The sequence below is a fragment of the Pseudomonas sp. SR18 genome (assembly GCF_023701505.1).
Lineage (GTDB): Bacteria > Pseudomonadota > Gammaproteobacteria > Pseudomonadales > Pseudomonadaceae > Aquipseudomonas > Aquipseudomonas cyclaminis.
In genome coordinates this window covers 170,615-191,811 of record NZ_JAMQAU010000003.1, presented here as the reverse complement: position 1 = coordinate 191,811, position 21,197 = coordinate 170,615, and the positions used below count along the sequence as shown (strand labels likewise).

At 62.0% G+C, this 21,197-nt stretch carries 14 protein-coding genes and 2 pseudogenes; 10 read left to right on the top strand and 6 right to left on the bottom strand.

Features of this window, described 5'->3' with window-relative positions; translation table 11 throughout:
• Positions 1 to 245 precede the first annotated feature (245 nt).
• From NDJ82_RS06810 to NDJ82_RS27605, 3 genes and pseudogenes are all read left to right on the top strand, one after another.
• The gene (locus NDJ82_RS06810) at positions 246 to 4,229 is read left to right on the top strand and encodes a bifunctional nitrate reductase/sulfite reductase flavoprotein subunit alpha (protein WP_250925166.1); all 3,984 of its coding nucleotides are present in this window, start codon (positions 246 to 248) and stop codon (positions 4,227 to 4,229) included.
• A gap of 137 nt (positions 4,230 to 4,366) precedes the next feature.
• Positions 4,367 to 5,464 (top strand): annotated as a pseudogene (locus tag NDJ82_RS27610) (cache domain-containing protein); the annotation flags it as partial.
• Between the two features lie 87 nt (positions 5,465 to 5,551).
• Positions 5,552 to 6,319 carry a methyl-accepting chemotaxis protein gene (locus NDJ82_RS27605; protein ID WP_371926551.1) on the top strand — a complete coding sequence of 256 codons (768 nt, stop codon included), beginning with the start codon at positions 5,552 to 5,554 and terminating at the stop codon, positions 6,317 to 6,319.
• Between the two features lie 86 nt (positions 6,320 to 6,405).
• Here the strand turns inward: NDJ82_RS27605 and NDJ82_RS06800 are convergent, their stop codons facing one another.
• The gene (locus tag NDJ82_RS06800; RefSeq protein WP_250925165.1) at positions 6,406 to 7,200 is read right to left on the bottom strand and encodes a nucleotidyltransferase domain-containing protein; all 795 of its coding nucleotides are present in this window, start codon (positions 7,198 to 7,200) and stop codon (positions 6,406 to 6,408) included.
• A complete protein-coding gene (locus NDJ82_RS06795) occupies positions 7,197 to 8,222 on the bottom strand; it encodes an apurinic/apyrimidinic endonuclease family protein (RefSeq protein WP_250925164.1) in 1,026 nt (341 codons plus the stop codon). The genes NDJ82_RS06800 and NDJ82_RS06795 overlap by 4 nt, the downstream gene beginning before the upstream one ends.
• Positions 8,223 to 8,443: 221 nt before the next feature.
• Between NDJ82_RS06795 and NDJ82_RS06790 the strand changes: the two genes are divergently transcribed.
• Positions 8,444 to 8,857, top strand: coding sequence for a DUF2231 domain-containing protein (locus tag NDJ82_RS06790; protein WP_160385003.1), 414 nt, complete (start codon positions 8,444 to 8,446; stop codon positions 8,855 to 8,857).
• Entirely contained in the window at positions 8,854 to 10,146 is a 1,293-nt protein-coding gene (locus NDJ82_RS06785) for a PQQ-dependent sugar dehydrogenase (RefSeq protein ID WP_099585332.1), read from the top strand. The genes NDJ82_RS06790 and NDJ82_RS06785 overlap by 4 nt, the downstream gene beginning before the upstream one ends.
• Positions 10,147 to 10,197: 51 nt before the next feature.
• Here NDJ82_RS06785 and NDJ82_RS06780 read toward each other — a convergent pair whose 3' ends face one another.
• A complete protein-coding gene (locus tag NDJ82_RS06780; protein WP_099585333.1) occupies positions 10,198 to 11,601 on the bottom strand; it encodes an MFS transporter in 1,404 nt (467 codons plus the stop codon).
• Between the two features lie 143 nt (positions 11,602 to 11,744).
• Positions 11,745 to 12,014: pseudogene (locus NDJ82_RS06775) on the bottom strand (GNAT family N-acetyltransferase); the annotation flags it as partial.
• A gap of 395 nt (positions 12,015 to 12,409) precedes the next feature.
• Here NDJ82_RS06775 and proP point away from each other — a divergent pair.
• Complete coding sequence (gene proP / locus NDJ82_RS06770; RefSeq protein ID WP_099585334.1) at positions 12,410 to 13,912, top strand: glycine betaine/L-proline transporter ProP; 1,503 nt, start codon at positions 12,410 to 12,412, stop codon at positions 13,910 to 13,912.
• 51 nt (positions 13,913 to 13,963) lie between these two features.
• Positions 13,964 to 14,470: a GAF domain-containing protein gene (locus NDJ82_RS06765; protein ID WP_099585335.1), complete on the top strand. Its 507-nt coding sequence runs from the start codon at positions 13,964 to 13,966 to the stop codon at positions 14,468 to 14,470.
• Here the strand turns inward: NDJ82_RS06765 and NDJ82_RS06760 are convergent.
• A complete protein-coding gene (locus NDJ82_RS06760; protein ID WP_099585336.1) occupies positions 14,445 to 15,359 on the bottom strand; it encodes an AraC family transcriptional regulator in 915 nt (304 codons plus the stop codon). The two genes, NDJ82_RS06765 and NDJ82_RS06760, sit on opposite strands and share 26 nt — an antisense overlap.
• Before the next feature lie 166 nt (positions 15,360 to 15,525).
• Here NDJ82_RS06760 and NDJ82_RS06755 point away from each other — a divergent pair, with 166 nt between their 5' ends.
• The 3 genes from NDJ82_RS06755 to NDJ82_RS06745 all read left to right on the top strand — a co-directional run bounded on the left by NDJ82_RS06755 (position 15,526) and on the right by NDJ82_RS06745 (position 20,365).
• Positions 15,526 to 16,548 carry an alpha/beta hydrolase gene (locus NDJ82_RS06755; protein WP_250925163.1) on the top strand — a complete coding sequence of 341 codons (1,023 nt, stop codon included), beginning with the start codon at positions 15,526 to 15,528 and terminating at the stop codon, positions 16,546 to 16,548.
• A 44-nt stretch (positions 16,549 to 16,592) separates the two neighbouring features.
• Entirely contained in the window at positions 16,593 to 17,732 is a 1,140-nt protein-coding gene (locus NDJ82_RS06750) for an MFS transporter (RefSeq protein ID WP_250925245.1), read from the top strand.
• Positions 17,733 to 17,806: 74 nt separating this feature from the next.
• Positions 17,807 to 20,365 (top strand): bifunctional diguanylate cyclase/phosphodiesterase, encoded by a 2,559-nt coding sequence (locus NDJ82_RS06745; protein ID WP_250925162.1) that lies wholly within the window; start codon positions 17,807 to 17,809, stop codon positions 20,363 to 20,365.
• Here NDJ82_RS06745 and NDJ82_RS06740 read toward each other — a convergent pair.
• Complete coding sequence (locus tag NDJ82_RS06740) at positions 20,340 to 21,179, bottom strand: AraC family transcriptional regulator (protein ID WP_250925161.1); 840 nt, start codon at positions 21,177 to 21,179, stop codon at positions 20,340 to 20,342. The genes NDJ82_RS06745 and NDJ82_RS06740 overlap by 26 nt on opposite strands.
• Positions 21,180 to 21,197: the final 18 nt, after the last annotated feature.

Genomic DNA, 21,197 nt, shown 5'->3' with positions numbered 1-21,197 from the left:
CTGGAGTGCGCAGCGCTCCCTGGATGTTGGGGCCGGTTAGCAGCCCAGCGGGAGCAAGTTCCCTCGCCACAGTGGGTAAGCCACTTGAAATGCAAAGCTGGCGCGTGACTTGCTAGGAACACCTGCATAAAGCAGTCAACGCTGATTGCCCATTCACGACAAAGGCGCCGTGCACCCCCCGTTTCCAAACGGTGGGTTGCAGGGCGCTTTTTTGTTGGCGGGTAAAAAAGTTTCGAGGGTGACGGATGGCAAACCAAAGCGTACGCAGCGTGTGTCCTTATTGTGGCGTCGGCTGCGGCATCGTGATGCAAGTGGAAAACAATAAAGTGGTCAAGGTGATCGGCGACAAGGCCCACCCCACCAACTTCGGTCGCCTGTGCACCAAAGGCACTACGTGCGGCCAAGCCATCGCCGATTCAGGCCGCATGGAGAATGCCTACCTGCGCGAAGAGCGCGATCACGACCCGGTGCGCATCGCCATGGACACCGCCATCAGCGAAACCGCCAGCCGTCTGCGCCATATCCTCGACCGCGATGGCCCCGATGCGCTGGCGTTCTACGTGTCCGGGCAAATGTCCCTGGAGGCGCAGTACCTCGTCAACAAGTTGGCCAAGGGCTTTGTGCGCACGCCGAACATCGAATCCAACTCGCGCCTGTGCATGGCCAGCGCGGGCAGCGGCTACAAGCTGTCCCTGGGCTCGGATGGGCCTCCGGGGTCCTACGAAGACTTTGACCGCGCCGACCTGTTCTTCGTGATCGGCGCCAACATGGCCGACTGTCACCCGATTCTGTTCCTGCGCATGATGGACCGGGTCAAGGCCGGGGCGAAGCTGATCGTGGTCGACCCCCGACGCAGCGCCACCGCCGACAAGGCCGACCTGTACCTGCCGATCAAGCCCGGCACCGACCTCGCCCTGCTCAATGGCCTGCTGTACCTGCTGGTTAAAAACGGCCACACCGACCCAGCCTTCATCGCCGCATTCACCGAAGGCTGGGAGGCCATGCCTGGCTTTCTTGAGGACTATTCGCCCGACCGCGTCGCCGCCCTCACCGGCCTGGCCGAAGCGGATATCCGCCAAGCCGCCGACTGGATCGGCCAGGCCGCCGAGTGGATGAGTTGCTGGACCATGGGCCTCAACCAAAGCACCCACGGCACCTGGAACACCAACGCCCTGTGCAACCTGCACCTGGCCACCGGCGCGATTTGCCGCCCCGGCAGCGGGCCGTTTTCCCTCACCGGCCAACCCAACGCCATGGGTGGCCGCGAGATGGGCTACATGGGCCCAGGCCTGCCGGGGCAGCGTTCGGTGCTGGTGGAAGCCGACCGCGCATTTATCGAAGACCTCTGGCAAATCCCGCCTGACCACCTGCCGCGCCAGGCCGGCAACGGCACCGTGGCGATGTTCGAGCAGATGGCTGCCGGGCAGATCAAGGCGTGTTGGATCATCTGCACCAACCCGGTGGCCAGCGTGCCCAATCGCCAGATCGCCATCGATGGTTTGCGCACCGCCGAACTGGTGATCACCCAGGACGCCTACCTCGACACCGAGACCAACCGCTACGCCGATATCCTGCTGCCCGGCGCGCTGTGGGCCGAGGCTGAAGGGGTGATGATCAACTCCGAACGCAACCTGACCCTGATGCAGAAAGCCGTCGAGGCGCCCGGCGACACTTTGCCCGACTGGCAAATCATCGCTCGGGTTGCCTGTGAAATGGGCTTTGCCGACGCCTTCACCTATGCCAGCGCCGCCGAGGTATTCGAAGAAATCAAACGCGCCTGGAACCCCAAGACCGGCTACGACCTACGCGGCGCCAGCCACGCACGCCTGCGTGAACAACCGCTGCAATGGCCCTGCGCTTCGGCCGATGGCGCGGACCGCAACCCGATCCGCTATCGCACTGCCGCCACGCTCGCATTCGCCACCGACAGCGGCAAAGGCCAGTTCTTCCCGCGCCCCCATATGCCGCCTGCGGAAATGCCCGACGAGCGCTTCCCGTTCGTGCTCAACACCGGCCGCCTGCAGCACCAGTGGCACACCCTGACCAAGACCGGCAAGGTCGCCACCCTGAACAAACTCAACCCTGGCCCGTTCGTGGAAGTCCACCCCGACGATGCCAGGCGCCTGGGCCTCAAGGCCAAGGATCCGGTGGAGGTGCGCTCCCTGCGCGGGCGTGCCGTGCTGCCAGCGCTGATCACCGACCGCGTGCGTCCCGGCAACTGCTTTGCGCCCTTCCACTGGAATGATGTGTTTGGCGAGCACCTGGCGATCAACGCGGTGACCAACGATGCCGTCGACCCGATTTCCCTGCAGCCCGAGTTCAAGTGCTGCGCTGTCGCGCTGGCCCGAGTCGAGCTGATCGACCATCAGTTCCTTGATCAACCCGCTCCCCAAGATCTCCGAGAGGACTTCAGCATGTCGCGCCTCGACGCCTTCGCCGAACTCGCCGATATCCGTAACGTACCGGCGCCGTTACTGAGCGACAGTGAACGCACCTACCTCGCCGGGTTCCTCAGCGGCCTGCACGCCAGTGCGGCGCGCCAGGACGCTGGCGTACCGGTAATGCCGGCGAGCGCGCCGCTGGCCAAGGATGCCCGCCTATGGCTGGACGGCTTGCTCGGCGGTTTGTTCAGCCGCGCAGACTCTGCGCCAGCAGCCGCCCCGGACGTCACGCTGTTGTGGGCGTCGCAGACCGGCAATGCCGAAGCCCTCGCCGAGCGCTTTGCCAAACGCCTGCGCGAAGCGGGCATCAGCGTAGAACTGAGCGCCATGGCGGACTTCCCCGCAAGCAAACTGGCCAGCGTCCAGACCCTGGCCCTTATCAGCAGCACCTTTGGCGACGGCGATCCACCGGACAATGGCGAAGGGTTCTGGCACAGCCTCAGCACCGTCGAGACGCGCCTTGAGTCTCTGCGGTTTGCGGTGCTGGCCTTGGGCGATCCGAATTACGACCAGTTCTGCAAGCACGGCAAAAGGCTTGACCAGCGCCTGCTGGAACTGGGCGCCACTCGCCTGCTGGAACGTGTCGACTGCGACACCGAATTCGAAGAACCCGCCGATGCCTGGCTGACCCGATTCCAGCAAACCCTCAACCCGGCCAAACCCGTCGCAGCGGCGGCCACCCCGGCCGGCAAAACCAAACTGCACCCGTCACGCCTGCTGCTCAACCGGCACCTGAACCCCCACAGCGCCCACAAGGAAACCCGCCAGTTCGCCCTGGACCTGACGGGCTCCGGCCTGACCTACGAAGCCGGTGACGCCCTCGGCGTGCGGCCGCGCAACTGCCCGGACCTGGTGAGCGAACTGCTTGAGCTGACCCAACTGAGCGCAGGCGCTTCGGTGAACATCGAGACGTTCGGTGACGTGTCGCTGCAACAAGCCCTGACCCAGCACTTCGAAATCGCCCGCCCCGGCAACGAGACCCTGGCCTTTATTGCCGAACGCAGCGCCAATCCAGGCCTGGAGCAACTGCTGCGACCCGAGCACAAGGCCGAACTCAAAGACTGGCTATGGGGCCGACAGCTCACGGATGTGCTGCAGGAATACCCCATCGACTGCTCGGCGGACGAACTGCTCGGTACCCTCAAGCGCCTGCAACCCCGGCTGTATTCGATTGCCTCCAGCGCCAAGGCCCATCCCCAGGAAGTCCACCTCACCGTGGCGGCGGTGCGATACGGCAAACGCAAAGGTGTGTCCTCGACCTTCCTCGCCGACCGCGTCGGCGACGGCGAAGTGCCGGTGTTTGTGCAGCCGTCCAAACACTTTCGCACGCCAACGGACGGTGACGTGCCGATGATCATGATCGGTCCCGGCACTGGGGTGGCGCCGTTTCGCGCGTTCTTGCAGGAGCGTCGGGCCATGGGGCATCAGGGCCGTAACTGGCTGTTTTTTGGCGAGCAGTACGCCGCCAGCGACTTCTACTACCAGGACGAACTGCAAGGCATGCAGCGCGATGGCCTCCTCACTCACCTGAGCCTGGCGTTTTCCCGTGACCAAGCGCAGAAGATCTACGTGCAGGACCGCATTCGCGAACAGGGCGCCGAGCTGTGGCGCTGGTTGCAGGACGGCGCCAGGCTGTACATCTGCGGCGACGCCAGCCATATGGCCAAGGATGTGGACCAGGCGTTGCGCCAAGTGGCGCACACCCACGGTGGGCTGGGCGTGGAGGACGCCGTGGAGTACTGGCGCCAACTGAGCGAGCAGAAGCGTTACTTGCGTGATGTCTACTGATTGGATACAGAACAATCGTCAATTGTATTGTGTACAAAAAACCCTAAAGATTTGCTGAGTACGGGCCGAAACAGCATTGATAGCAAATCGCCGCACTGTTATTACAGCGTGCGGCGGTTTGACCACCCTCTGCGCTGATGGTCGTCTCGATGAAAATAAAAAATAAGCTTGTCCTGGCATTTGTTTCTGTCGCGTTTATCCCGGTCAGCCTGGTGGCCGTGATCTCTGTCATGAACACGCGAACCCAGGCGGTTGAACAGTTCATTGATGGCAGCACCCGGGAAATCCGCCAGATCGATGGCAATATCCGCCAGTTCTTCGACGGCACGCTGCAGAACGTCGATCAAATGGCTACGGATCCTGTATACACCTCTATCAACACCTTGAAGAATTACCAACCCGCGGATGCGCCCAGCCAACCGATGCCTGCGGCCGCGCAAACCGTGATCGACCGTTTCGCCCGCTTTGGCGCCACCCACCCGGCGGCGGCCATCCTGTCCATCGGCCTGGAAGACGGCACCTACGTCAAATGGCCGGATGACCCGCAACTGGCCAAATACGACCCGCGCACGCGCCCTTGGTACAAAGCGGCGATGGCCAGCCCCGGCAAGACCGTGCGCACCCCGGCTTACTATTACGACAAAGACGACGTGGCCCTGGTGGGCACTGCACGGGCATTGCTCGACAACGCGGGCAAAGCCAAAGGCGTGTTCGTGGTCAGCGTGTCGCTGAAGAACCTCACCGAGTTGGTCAAGAGCATCAAGCTCGGCGAAAGCGGCTACGTGATGCTGATCGAGGACGGTGTGGTGCTGGTGGACCCGCGTGACGCCGGCCACAGCTTCAAGCCGCTCAAGGATTTGGGCGACGCCTATGCCCACCTTGCCCAAACGCCCCAAGGCTCCACCGAAGTAGAGATCGGCGGTGTGCGCTACATGGCCAACGTGTGGACCTCCCCCGGCCTGGGCTGGCGTTATATCGGGCTGATCGAACACAACGAAGTGATGGCCGAAGCCACACGCATGACCTACCTCACCGCCGCCATCGTCGGCGTGCTGGTGCTGGTCTTCGGCTTGCTCGCGGCAGCGTTTTCCAAGGTGATCGTCAAGCCCATCGGCCAGGTCAGCAGCGGCTTGCAATCCATCGCCGAGGGCGAAGGCGACCTGCGCCACGCGCTGCAGGTGCAGGGCAAGGACGAAACCGCCGAGTTGGCGGGCTGGTTCAACAAGTTTCTGGCGGCCATCCGCCAACTGATCCAGCACATCGGCGCAGCCTCGGCCAATTTGCAGAACGCCTCCAAGGTCAACAGCGAAGTGGCGCACAACATGAATGAAGCCGCCGGGCGTCAGCGTGAGGCGGTGGAGTTGGTGTCCACCGCGTTCAACGAAATGGTCGCCACCGCCAACGAAGTGGCGCGCTCGTGCAGCGGCGCGGCGGAGTCCGCCGAGAACGGCCACCGCCGCGTGGCCGAGGGCAAGCAGCAGATTGAAGTGACCACCGACAACGTCAACCGCCTGGGCCGCCGCCTGACCGAATCGTCCCAGGCCATGGTCGAACTGGAAGCCGGCAGCCGCAGCATCAACCAGATCCTCGGCACCATCCGCGCCATTGCCGAACAGACCAACCTGCTGGCGCTCAACGCCGCCATCGAAGCGGCCCGCGCCGGTGATCAGGGCCGCGGTTTTGCGGTGGTGGCCGATGAAGTGCGCGCACTGGCCAAGCGCACCTCGGACTCCACCGGCGAAATCGAACACCTGCTCGGCACCCTGGAAAACAAGACCCAGGAAGTCACGCAAAAAATGGGCAGTTGCCTGGACCTGTCACGGGCCAGCGTGTCGTCCATCGAGAGCGCGCGGGACAGCTTTGAAGGCATCCAGTTGTCGGTCAACGAGATCCGCGACCAGAACCTGCAAATCTCCGCCGCCGCCGAGGAACAACACAGCGTGGCCGAAGAGATCAACCGGCATATCCAGCAGATCTACGACGAAGCGCGGCTGGTGGAAAGCCTGGCCAACTCGGCGCAGGACGACTCGGGGCGGTTGTCGGAGCTGTCGAGCGAGCTCAATGGGTTGGTGGGGCGCTTCAAGTCCTGACTTTCGGCAAGCGCACCTGTAGGCGCTGGCGTGTGGTGAGCGGGCTTGTCCCGCTCACTACAACGTTATGTGTCAGCTTTCAGGAGCTATGTGGATACCTGTGCTGCGATTGCGGCGGTACGTTGCAAGGCCATCCACGCCATAAAGGTTTGCAACCGGGTGGTGAAGTTATCGCCTTGCGCTTCGGGATTTCGCGCTTCAAACAGAAAGAATGCCACCTGTGTGATCATCGTCGGATAACACTGCACGAACAGCGCGACATGTTCTTCAAGCGTCTGCGGCCACGTCGTCGCCTCTTCCGAGCGCAGCACATGCGTGGCCCGCACCACCTTGCGCGACGCTTCACGCTGCAAGCGCAGGCGTTGCGGCTCGGCATCGGCCTGCGCGATACGTGCGAGATAGCCCGCCAACACCTGTTCAAAGTCAGCATTCAGCGCCACGGCGATCTCGCGTGACGGCCGAAACCACTCGAACTGTTGCGACAGGTCATTGCCCCACAGGCACCGGCAATGGTGCTTGAGCCAAAACCCCCAGCTGTGCGTGTTTTCAGGCGCCAGGACTTGCGCACGACTGCCAATATCGAAATCGACCTTGATGACCTCCGGGTGGCGCTGCTCCAGCGCCTGGCGGATCGCTTCCAGGCGTTCCAATAGCGGCGCAGTCGGCGGTTCGCGCAGCACCAGCGTGAGGTCAAGGTCAGAGACCCCGGGCGTGGCGTCTGCCCTGGCGACACTGCCGTACAGATAGATCCCATCGAGACCCAGATCATCCTGCGACAGCGACGCGCAGACATCCTCAAGCAGTGGTTGAAACTCAGGCTGCACGGGGCTATCGGTGACGCTGAGGATGTAACCGTTGAGGTCGATGTTCGACGGGCTCATGACTTTTTCTTCCAGTGTTCATAAAACGCCAGCGCCGCCACGTTCTTGTCCTTGGCTTCCAGCATGATGTCGAAGCGCTCCAGAAACTGCAGCGCGTAGTCGTTGGTCCAGCGGTTCCACATTTGCGCACTGTGGCCGTACAGGTCGCGCTTGGACATCACCTGCAACAGCGCGTCCATTTCCAGCTTGTGCTCGGCGTCGAAACCCAGCTCCTGCAGGCTTTCCTGGGGTTGGGAGTAATGCATCGTCGGGCGTACGCCGCGCCAGCTGTCGATCACGCGAGCGACGCGTTCGCTGTTGGGGTCGATGTACTCGTTTTCGTTGATCCAGCAGTGGTGAATGTCGAGCACCACCGGCGCGAGGTCGGCGACTTGCAGGCAGTGGTCGAGGCCATAAGTCTTTTCATCGTTTTCAAAGGTGATGCAGTTGCGCGCCACCTCGGACAAACGCAACCACACGGCGCGGGTGCCTTCCACGCCGAGGCGCCCGGCGATGTGCACGTTGCACTTGAGGTCCTGGAAGCGCCGGCCGTAGCCCATCATGCGGATCATGTCGGCGTGGTATTCGAATTCGGCGAGGCTGTTTTCCACCACGCCGGGGTTTTCCGAACCCAGCACGCAGTATTGGCCGGGGTGGAACGACAGCCGAATATCCGAGGCGCGCGCCAGCTCGCCGATGGCGGCGAACCCTTCGATCAATTGGCGTTCGATGGCAGGGTCTTTATAAACGTCGGCGACTTTAGGATGGCTGTAGAACGGCAGCAGGTCGCTGCTCAGGCGCAGCATGCGCAAGGTCGGCGGCAGGTCGGCGACATAGGCCAGCAGGCGTAACTGTGCCGCCAGGTTATGGGTGACCACTTCGACCAGCTTGTCGCGGGCGACCTGCGGCGTGACTCCGTCCATCCAGCGCAAGGTGGTGGTGCGCGGGTTGAAGGGGCCTTCGATCAGCTTGAGGGCGCTGGCCGACAATAGGCGTTCAGGATGCTTGTACTGGCAGGCAAAGCCAATGCGAGGGTGTGTCATGGAGGCGCCCGGCGAAAGGAAAGGACAGGATGATACGGCGTTAGGCGTGGGCTCAGGCAGCGGGTTCATAATATTTAGACACTGATCACCCTGAACTTTCTGACAAGCGCCGCGCTCACTTCCTATGCGCTGCCGCGCCCAGATGCGTTGGATAGCTACGTTGAAACAACGCTACGTTGAAAAAAAAGCTACGTTGAAACAGACAAGGAGCCGCCATCACCATGACTACCCTCTCCACTTATCGCCGTACGCCAGGCCCGCTGCATGCGACCTTGCTCGCCGGCACCGTGCCGCTGTTTCTCGGCGCCCTGCTCAGTGACATTGCCTACACCCAGACCTACCAGATTCAATGGGCCAACTTCGCCTCCTGGCTGATTGCCGGTGCCTTGGTATTCGGTGGTTTTGCGCTGCTGTTTGCACTGGTCAACCTGCTGCGCGCCGAGCGCAAGGCCGGGCAGCCCACGCTGTATGTCCTGCTGCTGTTGGTCACCTGGGTCCTGGGCTTGGTCAACGCCTTCCAACACGCCAAGGATGCCTACGCCGCCATGCCGACCGGCCTGGTGTTGTCGGCAATCGTGATGCTGCTGACGCTGGCAGCCACGTGGACTGGCCTGCGTTCGGGAGGTGCCAAATGAAAACGTCCAATACATTGACCCTGTTGAGTGCCGCCCTGCTGCTGAGCGCCTGTGGTGGCGAAGGCGATAAAACCCAGGCCCGTGGCCCTGATCCCAAGTTGCCCGAGCAGCAAAGCAGCCTGCTGCCGAGCATGAAGATCGCCGAGCCCGCGCCGTGGGGCGAGCAGAAACCCAAAGTGCCCGAGGGTTACAGCGTGACCGCAATCGCCACCGACCTGGCGATTCCGCGCCAGACCCTGGTGCTGCCCAACGGTGACATCCTCGTCGCCGAAGGCCGTGGCGGCAGTGCGGCCAAGCTCAAGCCCAAGGATGTGATCGCCAGCCTGATCAAGGCCGAGGGCAACACCAAGGTCAAGGGCGGCAACCGCCTGACCCTGCTGCGCGACGCCGACGGTGACGGCACCTACGAGCTGAAAACCGTGTTCGCCGACAACCTCAACGCGCCCTACGGCCTGGCATTTGCCGACGGCAAGCTCTACGTGGCCAACCAGGATGCGCTGGTGCGGTTCGACTACACCGACGGCCAGACCAAGGCCAGTGGCGCGCCGGTCAAAGTCACCGACCTGCCGGCACAGATCAACCACCACTGGACCAAGTCCCTGGCCGTGAGTGCAGACGGACGCCAGCTCTACGTGGGCATCGGCTCCAACAGCAACGTGACCGAACGGGGCATGGAAGTGGAAATCGACCGCGCCATGGTCTGGCAGATCGACGCCGCCACAGGCGCGCACAAGCCCTATGCCACCGGGCTGCGCAACCCGACGGCGCTGACCATCCAACCGGACTCCGGGCAATTGTGGACAGTAGTCAACGAACGCGACGAACTCGGCCCCGACCTAGTGCCGGATTACCTGACGTCGGTGCGTGAAGGCGCGTTCTACGGCTGGCCCTACAGCTACTGGGGCCAGAACGTCGACCCGCGTGCGCAACCGCAGAACCCGGCCAAAGTCGCGGCCGCGATCAAGCCCGATTACAGCCTGGGCTCCCATGTGGCGGCGCTCGGTGTGGACTTCTCCATCCCGGCCATGGGCGAGAAATTCGCCGATGGGGTGTTCGTCGGCGAGCACGGCAGTTGGAACCGTGAGAATCCGGTGGGCTACAAGGTGATCTTTGTGCCGTTCAGCAATGGCAAACCGGCGGGCGAGCCGATTGATTTCGCCACCGGCTTCCGTGGCGACGACGGCAAGACCCGTGGCCGCCCGGTGGGTGTGACGGTGGACCCCAAGGGTGCACTGATCATTGCCGATGACTTGGCCAATACGGTGTGGCGAGTGACGCGCAACCAATAGCAGCAGATGCGGGGTTTTCTGCTACAGAAAACCCCGTACAGGGAGTTCGCGTTACAGGTCAGTGATTTCCTTGTGACGCGGCACCAAAGTTTTCATCACGCTCCAGGCCACCAGGTAAGCCAGCGCGCAGATGGCGAACATGATCATGTAGCCAGTGTGGATGTCGTTGATCGACTTGTAGTAGTCGAACACCCAACCGCCGATCTTGGTCATCACCACGCCGCCGATCCCACCGGCCATGCCGCCAATGCCGACCACCGAGGCCACGGTTTTCTGCGGGAACATGTCCGACACGGTGGTGAAGATGTTGCACGACCACGCCTGGTGCGCAGACGCACCCACGCCGATCAGCAATACCGGGACCCAGAAGCTGATATAGCCCAGGGGCTGCGCCAGCAGTACCACCAGCGGGAACAGCGCGATCACCAGCATGGCTTTCATGCGGCCGTCGTACGGAGCATCGCCGCGGGCCATGAAGTAGCTGGGGAACCAGCCGCCGCCGATACTGCCGACCATGGTCATGCTGTACAGCACCGCCAGCGGCATGACGATATCGGCGCCTTTCATGCCGTATTGCGCCGACAGGTAAGTCGGTAGCCAGAACAGGAAGAACCACCACACGCCGTCGGTCATGAACTTGCCGAAGGCAAAGGCCCAGGTCTGGCGGTAGGTCAGCAGCTTGAACCACGAAACTTTCTTCTCGGACGTGCCAGCCGGGGCTTTGGTGTGTGGCTGTACGGTCTGGTCACTGCGGATATAGGCCAGTTCTTCGGCCGACAGGCGTTTTTGCTGCTCGGGCTTTTCATACACCGCCGCCCACACCGCCACCCACAGGAACCCGAGCATGCCGATCACCATGAAGGCGGCTTCCCAGCCCCACATACCGGCAATCAGCGGCACGCAGATCGGCGCCAGGATTGCGCCGACATTGGCACCGGAGTTGAAGATACCGGTCGCGAAGGACCGCTCCTTCTTGGGGAAATATTCGGCGGTAGCCTTGATCGCAATCGGGAAATTACCCGCCTCGCCAATCGCCAGCACTGCACGGGAGAGCATGAAGCCGGCAATCGATACCGGAATCACCGCCAACCCAATTGCGCCGCTGACGGCGGCGATGCCCTCACCCATCTGCACCGAGAACGCATGCATGATGGCGCCGGTGGACCAGATGGCAATCGCGACCACATAGGCGGCCTTGGTACCGATCTTGTCGACAAACCGCCCGGCAAACAGCATGGAAATCGCATACACGAACTGGAACACCGCCGCGATGTTGGCGTAATCCGTGTTGCTCCAGCCAAATTGCGTGGACAACTGCGGTGCCAACAGGCTGAGCACCTGACGGTCGAGGTAGTTGACGGTGGTGGCGAAAAACAACATCGCACAGATGGTCCAGCGATAGTTGCCTACCGCCTGACCCACGCGGTGGGCGCTGATGGGCTCGTTCAGATTCATGGCATCACTTTTTATTTTTGTTAGTCAGGACATATGTAACGTCATATGTCGTCGTACAACTTCGACTTTTATAGCGAGACGCCTGAGCGGTGTCAATCTCAAAGATTAACGTTTGTCTAGGTACCACATGGTTACGAGAAGTTTCACGGAGGCTCAGTTGTAGGATGACAAATACGCAAGACCAGGCTGGGCGCCTGGCCAGGCACATCGTCAAGAAGGCCGAAGTGCTGCATGCCAACCTTTTCCAACACGCGGATCGATGCGGCGTGATCGGGTCGCACCAGCCCGAACACTTGGGGCACGTTCAGGTTTTCAAAGGCCAACGCCAGGGCATCGCGGGCAAGTTCGGTGGCATAGCCCTGCCCCCACGCCTCCACGGCAAAACGGTAGACGAGGTTGATACGGCGCTCGGTGGCCATTGCGTTGATCCTCTCTCAAGATGCCGCTCTTTTTTGTGGTGAGCGGGCTTGTTGTGGTGAGCGGGCTTGCCCCGCGCTGGGCTGCGCAGCGGCCCCATCAGAACCACCCCCGTTTTTCCAGACAAACCGAGCTGTATGGTTTTGGGGCTGCTTCGCAGCCCAGCGCGGGGCAGGCCCGCTCACCACAGAAGCCCGCCCATCACAAAAGCCAGCTCACTGTCAGGGAGCTCGTGGAGCTGGAAAATTGCGCTTCCCACAGGTGGTTCTGCACCCGGTTGAGAAAAAATACACCTGCGGGTGAATTATTTCGTGTCCGCTTGTATCTGAACTGACAGAGCGGTGCTATCGCGGTGATAGCACCACCCCTGTTCGGTTTTAGAGTGGTTCGCATGAAATTACGTAAAAAAAGCGTTAAACCCATCGGGTTGAAGGACATCACCATCGTCGACGATGCCAAGGTGCGCAAGGCGATAACCGCCGCCGCCCTGGGCAATGCCATGGAATGGTTCGACTTCGGTGTCTACGGGTTTGTCGCCTATGTGCTCGGTAAAGTGTTCTTTCCGGACGCCTCCCCCAGCGTACAAATGATCGCCGCACTGGGTACGTTCTCCGTGCCATTCCTGATTCGCCCGCTGGGTGGCCTGTTCTTCGGCGCGCTCGGCGATAAGTACGGGCGACAGAAAGTCCTCGCCGCCACCATCGTGATCATGTCCCTGAGCACCTTCGCCATCGGCTTGATTCCCGGCTACGCCTCCATCGGCATCTGGGCGCCGATCCTGTTGCTGCTGTGCAAAATGGCCCAGGGTTTCTCGGTGGGGGGTGAATACACCGGCGCGTCGATTTTCGTCGCCGAATACGCCCCGGACCGCAAGCGCGGTTTCCTCGGCAGCTGGCTGGACTTCGGCTCGATTGCCGGTTTTGTGCTGGGTGCCGGTGTGGTGGTGCTGATCTCCAGCGTGCTCGGCGAAGCCGAATTTGAAGCGTGGGGCTGGCGCCTGCCGTTCTTCCTCGCCCTGCCCCTGGGCATCATCGGCCTGTACCTGCGCCATGCGCTGGAAGAAACCCCAGCGTTCCAGCAGCACATGGACAAGCTCGAACAAGGCGACCGCGAAGGCCTGACCCATGGTCCCAAGGTTTCGTTCAAGGAAGTCGCCACCAAGCATTGGCGCAGCCTGCTGACCTGCATCGGCATCGTCGCGGCGACCAACGTGACGTACTACATGCTGCTCACGTACATGCCGAGCTACCTGTCCCACAACCTGCATTACAAAGAAAACAGCGGCGTGCTGATCATCATCGCGATCATGGTCGGCATGCTGTTTGTGCAGCCGTTCATCGGTTTTGTCAGCGACAAGATCGGCCGCAAGCCCTTCATCATCGCCGGTAGCGTTGGCTTGCTGTTCCTGTCGATCCCGGCATTCATGCTGATCACCAGCGGCAAGATCGGCCTGATCTTCGCCGGTCTCCTGATCCTGGCGGTGATCCTCAACTTCTTCATCGGTGTGATGGCCTCGACGTTGCCGGCGATGTTCCCCACCCACTTGCGCTACAGTGCGTTGGCCAGTGCGTTCAACGTTTCGGTGCTGATCGCCGGTGTGACCCCGACCGCCGTGGCCTGGCTGGTGGAAAGCACCAATGACCTGTTCATGCCCGCCTATTACCTGATGGTGTTTGCCGTGGTCGGCCTGATCACCGGCCTGACCATGAAGGAAACCGCCAACAAGCCCCTGCGTGGCGCGGCACCGGCGGCGTCGGACATGGAAGAAGCCAAGGAGTTGCTGCAGGAACACCACGACAATATCGAGCAGAAGATCGAAGACATCGACGCCGAAATTGCTGCATTGGAAGCCAAGCGCCAGAATCTGGTACAACAGCATCCGCGAATCAATTAAGCCCTGACCGTGCGTGGTGGCCTAGGCCACCACGCCTTTGGAGTGTTCAGCATGCTTCCCAGCGTCACCTCAGCACAATCGTTACTCAGCGCAGACGAACGCGCCGCCATCGCCGAAATAGAAGCCACCACCAGCATCCTGCAATTGGTCACCCGTCTGACCGGCATGCGCTTTGCCGGCATCGCCAAGTTCACCGATCTGGAATGGGTGGTCTGCTCGGTCCACGACCCCATGGCAATGGGGATCCATGTGGACGACGTGCTCGACCTCGAAACCACCCTGTGCAGCGAGTTCTGCATCAACCCCCAGACCTTGTTCATCCCGCAAGTCAGTGCAAACGGCCGCTTCGCCGCACGCCCGGTGGTCAAGCAGTTCGCCATCGAAAGCTACGCCGGTGCGCCGATCTTCCTGCCCGACGGCCGATTGTTCGGCGCGCTGTGTGCCTTGGATTCACAGGCAATGCTGTTTGACGACCCCAACCTGCCAGAAACCCTGAGCCTGTTTGCGCGGCTGATCGGCTGCATTTTTTTCGCTAACCTGACGCAGAGCGATCGCTGAATCCAGGCTTGCCGCGCAACCCGGCGATATCGCGCTTGGGCGGCACTCCAAACAGCCGGCTGTATTCGCGGCTGAACTGCGACGGGCTTTCATAGCCCACTTTGAACGCCGCGCTGGACACATCCTGATGCTCGTTGAGCATCAACCGGCGCGCCTCGTTCAAGCGCAGCCACTTCTGATACTGCAATGGGCTCATTGCCGTGAGTTGGCGAAAGTGATGATGGAAAGTCGCCGCGCTCATCTGCACCCGCGCCGCCAGGTCTTCAACGCGCAGTGCCGCGTCGTAATTGAGCTTGAGCCAGTCAATCGCCTTGGCGATGCGATACCCCTGCCCGTCCACCGAACAGATCTGGCGCAGTCGATCCGACTGGTCACTCTGCAATAGCCGGTAGTGGATTTCGCGCTGGATCAACGGCGCGAGGACCGGGATCGCTTCGGGCTCATCGAGCAACGCCACCAGCCGCGCAAATGACGCCAGCATGCCCTCGGTGACCACACCGATGCCGACCCCCTTCAGCGCAGAGCGCTCGCGCTTGGGCGGCAACTCACTCTGGGCTATAAGCTCGGCCAATATGCGCAGGTCCAGCTTGAAGGTCAGCCCCAGGCACGGCCGCGCAGGGCTCGCTTGCAGCACTTCGGAATTGGCCGGTATATCCAGCGACGTCACCAGAAAGCGCGACGTGTCATACGGATACCCTTCGCCGCCTACCCATAACTGCTTCTGACCTTGGGCGACCAGCACGATGCTCGGTTCGACCATGCACACCACCGGCGTGCACGGCTGCTCGCGCCGATAAAACCCCAGGCCTGGGATTGGCATGGGGCTGTCCCCAGGTGCGCCGATGCGCGAAGCAATGGCGTGAATCAGCGCGTCCAGATTGTTCTTCATAACCCGCCCTTTTTCGTTGGTTCACGAACTGTACCCCGCACAGCCCATGGCGTCCCCGGCAAACCCACAGACTCAGAGCATCAGGCAAGTAATCCAGCGCAACGCACTACAGAACCTACGGACACACCGGGAAAATGCACGGACCAACCCCTTCAAGGATCCACCCATGAAACGCCTCTTGCTTGCCCTGGGTTTGCTGGTGACGTCGTTAACTGCTCTGGGAGCCGATATGTCCAACGGTGCTGACAACTTCTACACAAGCGACAAGGTGACAGTCGAAAAGGTCACCTTCAACAACCAATACGGCCTGCAGGTTGCCGGCAACCTGTTCGTGCCGAAAAACCTCGCCGCTGGCGCAAAAAACCCTGCAATCATCGTCGGCCACCCCATGGGCGCCGTCAAAGAACAGAGCGCCAACCTGTATGCCGCCAAAATGGCCGAACAGGGCTTCGTCACACTGTCCCTGGACCTGTCGTTCTGGGGCGAAAGCGCCGGTGCACCGCGCAATGCGGTGCTGCCCGACCTCTACGTCGAAGACTTCAGCGCCGCCGTGGACTTCCTCGGCACCCGGCCGATGGTCGACCGTGAGCGCATCGGCGTGATCGGTATCTGCGGCAGCGGCAGCTTTGCCATTGCTGCCGCAAAAATCGACCCACGCCTCAAGGCCATCGCCACCGTCAGTATGTACGACATGGGCGCGGCCAACCGCAACGGGCTCAAGCACGGCGTCACGCTGGAACAGCGCCGGCACATCCTGCTGCAGGCGGCGAACCAGCGCTACGTGGAATTCCAGGGCGGCGAAACCCTCTACACCAGCGGCTCGCCGCTCATGCTGACGGGCGACCCGGTGGGTGACGAGTTCTTCGATTTCTACCGCACCCCACGCGGCCAAGTCACGCCTGCCGGTGCATCGCCACAGACCACCACCATGCCGACGCTGACCAGCAACGTGAAGTTCATGAACTTCTACCCGTTCAACGACATCGAGACGATTTCCCCGCGCCCACTGCTATTGATCACGGGTGCCAACGCCCACTCCCGCGAGTTCAGCGAGGACGCCTACCGGCGTGCGGCCGAACCGAAAGAACTGCTCATCATCCCCAATGCGGGCCATGTGGATCTGTACGACCGGGTCAACCTGATTCCGTTCGCCCAGCTCACCGCCTTCTTCAAGAACAACCTCAAGTGAAGCCCGGTCACTCGACTGCACCGCGCTGGGGCGCGGTGCTCGCCATGTCCCTGGCGGCCTTTACATTGGTCGCCTCGGAGTTTATGCCGGTGAGCCTGCTGACGCCGCTGGCGGCTGACCTCGACATCACTCAGGGACAGGCCGGTCAAGGCATCTCTGTGTCGGGGCTGTTTGCCTTGCTCACCAGCCTGGTGATTGCCGCCGTGGCGGCCCGGGTGGATCGCAAGCGCCTGCTGGTGGCACTGACCCTGCTGATGATCGTGTCCGGGACGGTGGTAGCACTTGCGCCGAATTACCTGATCTTCATGCTGGGGCGTGCGCTGATCGGCGTGGCGATTGGTGGGTTTTGGTCCCTGTCGGCTGCCACCGCCATGCGCCTGGTGCCCGAAGCCCAAGTGCCGCGTGCCTTGGCCATGGTCAACGGCGGCAACGCCCTTGCAACGGTGATTGCCGCGCCGCTCGGCAGCTTTCTCGGCGGGATGATCGGCTGGCGTGGCGCGTTTTTCTGCGTGGTGCCGGTGGCAGTGATTGCCGTGGTGTGGCTGCTGATCAGCCTGCCGTCGATCAAGACCCACGGCGACGCAACGACCACCAATGTGCTGCGCCTGATGAAGCACCCGCCGGTGGCCATCGGCATGCTCGCCGTCAGCGTGTTTTTCATGGGTCAGTTCATGTTGTTCACCTACCTGCGACCGTTTCTGGAAACCGTCACCCAAGTCAGCGTATCCCTGTTATCGCTGATGCTGCTGGTACTCGGTCTGGCCGGTCTGGCGGGGACGTTCCTGATCGAACGGTTTTTGAAGCGCAGCCTGTACCCCACGCTGATTGCTATCCCACTGCTGATGGCGTTGATCGCCCTGGCCTTGGTCGCTTTCGGCAGCTCGACCGGGATGACGACCCTGTTGCTGGGACTCTGGGGCCTGGTCGCCACCGCCGCCCCCGTGGGCTGGTGGACCTGGCTGGCAAACACCCTGCCCGACAATGCCGAGGCTGGAGGCGGCTTGATGGTCGCGATCATCCAGTTGGCGATTGCTTCAGGTGCCACAGTGGGAGGCGTGGTGTTTGATATCAGTGGTTATCAGGCGACGTTCGAGTTGAGTGCGACGCTGCTGTGCGTGGCCGCGTTGCTGGCGTGGGCGGCACGCCGGGTCAGTTATCGCGCCGGGCGCTTGAGCACCGCCTGACGCGCTCAACCTTTTTCCAGGGCCGCCGATAAGCTGTCATACCCCTGACATGCAGCGAGGCCCTGCGCGAAATAATGCCCAACTCTCTCGCTCCGATCGTTCGCTCGCTGTCCACCCGTACCAGCCTGTCGCTGACGCGCACGTCACTGTTCAACTTCATGGTCCTGTTGGCCGTTGTCTTTGCGGCAGCGGCTTACTCGCTGCTTTACATTGCCCATGAGCTGGACCACACCGAGCAGGCCGAAAGCGCATTCCATACCCGCAAAGCCATGCAGTCCATGGAAAAAGCCATGCGGGTGACGGTCAAGGATTACGCATTCTGGAGCGATGCCTACAGGCACCTGCATATCGAGGTCGACAAGGAGTGGGCCTACGCCCGTGGCAATATCGGCTCGACACTGTTCCATGATTTCGGCTTTCAAGGCCTGTTTGTGGTCAACGACGCCAACCGCACCGTCTACGCGGTGGTCGAGGGCGAACTGCAAGCCTTTGAAATCAGCGAATGGCTCGACCAGCCCCTGACCCAGCTTCTCGAACAGGCCCGCGCCGGTGCCGACGACGAAACCCCCGTGAGCACGTTCATCAACGTACGCGGCAGCCCGGCGCTGGTGGCCGCCGCCGCGATCACCCCAGGCACCGACCCCACTGTGGTTACGGATGGCCGGCCAGCCTCGGTGCTGATCTTCGTCGACATTCTCGACAGCGCCAAACTGGGCCGGATCGGCAATGACTTTGGCGTGGACAACCTGCACATCGCCAGCCCTGACGACATCGCCAAGGGCGTGTTTCTGCCCCTCGGCGACCACGGCAGCGCCGGCAGCCTGTACTGGCAGCCGGAACAGCCCGGCCGGCGCTTGATTGGTGTCGGCCTGCCCTTGCTGGGCCTGGCCGCGTTGCTGGTGTGCCTGATGACGTGGATGATTTTGCGCCGCAGCACCGCCGCTGCCCTGGCCCTGGATGCCAGTCATAGTTCATTGCAAACCAGCCAGAGCGCCTTGGCCACCAGCGAAGCGCGCTTTCGCGATGTAGTGGAAGCCAGCTCCGACTGGGTCTGGGAGATCAATGCCGCCTGGCGTTTCACCTACCTGTCGGAGCGTTTCGAAAGCGTGACCGGATTGGCCCGCGACGCATGGATCGGCGCTGCCATGAATGACCTGCTGGGCACCGAAGACGGACTGTTGTCACAGTGGTTGTGCACGCCCGGCAGGCGCCCGGACCTTAGCGTGCTATGCCTGTATGTGGATGCCAAAGGAATGGAGCGCACCACCCGACTGTCCGCGCGGGAAATGCCGTGCGGCGGGTTTCGCGGCACGGCCACCGACGTGACCGAAGAAGTCGAGGCGCGCAGACGCATCGAGTTCCTGTCCCAGCACGACGCCCTGACCGGACTGCCCAATCGCACGCGCCTGCAAGCCTTCCTCGACGCCAAGCTCAAGGCACTGCCGACCCTTGAGCAACCCGTGGTGATGCTCAGCCTGGACCTGGACCGCTTCAAGCCGGTCAATGATTTGCTCGGACATGCCGCCGGCGACCGTGTGCTCAACGAAGTGTCGAGCCGCCTGACCGATTGCGTGCGCCACGGCGACCTGGTGGCGCGGGTTGGCGGCGATGAGTTTGTGCTGATCCTCAGCGAGGCCGGCACCCTGAACGAAGTCGAAAACCTGTGCCGCCGCTTGATCGCTTCCATCGAGCGGGCCATCCGCATCGACGAGCAGGAAGTGTTTATCAGCGCCAGCATCGGCATTGCCCTGGCGCCCAATGACGCCAGCGCCGTCACCGAACTGCTGCGCTACGCCGACATCGCGCTGTACGAGGCCAAGTCCGCTGGGCGCAATACCTGGCGCTTTTACTCCGGCGAGATGAATGCGCGGATCATCGAGCGTCGTCGCCTGGAGAGTGATCTGCGCTACGGCATCACGCATGGGGAATTGCGCCTGCACTTCCAGCCGCGTTATCGCATTGCCGATGGCCAGATGGTCGGCGCCGAGGCGCTGGTGCGTTGGCAACACCCGGACCGCGGCCTGATCGCGCCAGACACCTTTATCCCGATTGCCGAAGAGTCAGGTTTGATCCTGTCGCTGAGCGATTGGGTGCTGGAAACCGCGTGCGCCTGTGCCGCGCAGTGGCCGGATGGGTTGTTCGTGTCGGTGAACCTGTCGCCCACCGAGTTCAAGCGCGGCAACCTGATGGAACGTGTGCGCCACGCCTTGCAGGTCTCGGGGATCGACCCGGCGCGGATGGAGCTGGAAATCACCGAAAGCGTCATGCTCGAAGACGCGGGCGGTGCGCTGGACGTGATGCGCGCCCTCAAGCAACTGGGCATCCGCATTGCCATGGACGATTTCGGCACCGGGTATTCCTCGCTGAGCTACCTGCGTGCGTTCCCGTTCGATGGTTTGAAGATCGACCGCAGCTTCCTGACCCGGCTGGAAGACAGCGAGGACGACCAAGCCATCATCCACGCCATCGTCGGACTGGGCCGCGCACTGGCGCTGACGGTCACCGCCGAAGGCATCGAAACCGCCGAACACCTGGCGATGCTCAAGGCCGTGGCCTGTGACGAGGGCCAGGGTTACTACCTCAGCCGCCCCCTGGATATCGACGCGTTCAACCGCCTGCTGGGTCCTGCTTGAAGAACAGGCTCGGCGTCTTGCCGAACTGCTTCTTGAACATGCTGGTGAAGGCGCTGGGGCTTTCGTAGCCCAGCTCCAGCGCCACGTCGATGATCTTTTCCCCGATCGCCATGCGTTCCAGGGCCAGTAACAGCCGCGCCTGCTGACGCCATTGGCCAAAGGTCATGGCGGTTTCCTTGCGGAACAGACGCTGGATGGTCTTCTGATCCAGGCCCAGGCGCTCGCTCCAGTCCGCTACCGTCGAGGCATCGCCCGGTTCCTGTTGCAGCGCCAGGCAAATCCGCTGGATCCGCGGGTCGGCCGGTTGCGGCAGGGATAACGGCAACGCGGGCAGGTCAGCCAGTTCGTCGAGGATCAGGTGCATGATCCGCGCATCCCGCGAATCCTCGGCATACGGCGGCTTGAGGCTGACCGAGGCTTTGATCAGCTCGCTCAGCAGCGGCGAGATGCTCACCGCCTTGGTTTCGGTGGGCAGATTGGGGAAGCTGTCAGGGCGCACAAACACGCTGCGCATTTTCAGCGGGCCCACACAGCGCAGGGAATGCACGTGCCCGCAGGGCATCCAGAAGCCGCGATTGGGCGGCACGGTCCACTGGTTCTGCGCCGAATGCACTACCATGACCCCTTCGGTCGCGTAGAGCAGTTGATGCTTCTCGTGGCTGTGATCGGGGATCACCCAGTTTTCCGGATAATCGGTGGCCGAACTGATCACGGCCCACTCGCCTTCGTCGATCTCCTGCAGGAATTTATCCAGTGATTTGATCATTTGGCCCTTTTTGCGACAGTTACCGCCCGAATTTCGTGAGACAGACATTTTTACTGAATCTAGCAT

What these genes read in the sequence shown, in the direction of transcription:
- NDJ82_RS06810 (WP_250925166.1), top strand. Translation starts at nt 246, where the DNA reads ATGGCAAACCAAAGCGTACGCAGCGTGTGTCCTTATTGTGGCGTCGGC.
- NDJ82_RS27605 (WP_371926551.1), top strand. Translation starts at nt 5,552, where the DNA reads ATGAATGAAGCCGCCGGGCGTCAGCGTGAGGCGGTGGAGTTGGTGTCC.
- NDJ82_RS06800 (WP_250925165.1), bottom strand. Translation starts at nt 7,200, where the DNA reads ATGAGCCCGTCGAACATCGACCTCAACGGTTACATCCTCAGCGTCACC.
- NDJ82_RS06795 (WP_250925164.1), bottom strand. Translation starts at nt 8,222, where the DNA reads ATGACACACCCTCGCATTGGCTTTGCCTGCCAGTACAAGCATCCTGAA.
- NDJ82_RS06790 (WP_160385003.1), top strand. Translation starts at nt 8,444, where the DNA reads ATGACTACCCTCTCCACTTATCGCCGTACGCCAGGCCCGCTGCATGCG.
- NDJ82_RS06785 (WP_099585332.1), top strand. Translation starts at nt 8,854, where the DNA reads ATGAAAACGTCCAATACATTGACCCTGTTGAGTGCCGCCCTGCTGCTG.
- NDJ82_RS06780 (WP_099585333.1), bottom strand. Translation starts at nt 11,601, where the DNA reads ATGAATCTGAACGAGCCCATCAGCGCCCACCGCGTGGGTCAGGCGGTA.
- proP (WP_099585334.1), top strand. Translation starts at nt 12,410, where the DNA reads ATGAAATTACGTAAAAAAAGCGTTAAACCCATCGGGTTGAAGGACATC.
- NDJ82_RS06765 (WP_099585335.1), top strand. Translation starts at nt 13,964, where the DNA reads ATGCTTCCCAGCGTCACCTCAGCACAATCGTTACTCAGCGCAGACGAA.
- NDJ82_RS06760 (WP_099585336.1), bottom strand. Translation starts at nt 15,359, where the DNA reads ATGAAGAACAATCTGGACGCGCTGATTCACGCCATTGCTTCGCGCATC.
- NDJ82_RS06755 (WP_250925163.1), top strand. Translation starts at nt 15,526, where the DNA reads ATGAAACGCCTCTTGCTTGCCCTGGGTTTGCTGGTGACGTCGTTAACT.
- NDJ82_RS06750 (WP_250925245.1), top strand. Translation starts at nt 16,593, where the DNA reads ATGTCCCTGGCGGCCTTTACATTGGTCGCCTCGGAGTTTATGCCGGTG.
- NDJ82_RS06745 (WP_250925162.1), top strand. Translation starts at nt 17,807, where the DNA reads ATGCCCAACTCTCTCGCTCCGATCGTTCGCTCGCTGTCCACCCGTACC.
- NDJ82_RS06740 (WP_250925161.1), bottom strand. Translation starts at nt 21,179, where the DNA reads ATGTCTGTCTCACGAAATTCGGGCGGTAACTGTCGCAAAAAGGGCCAA.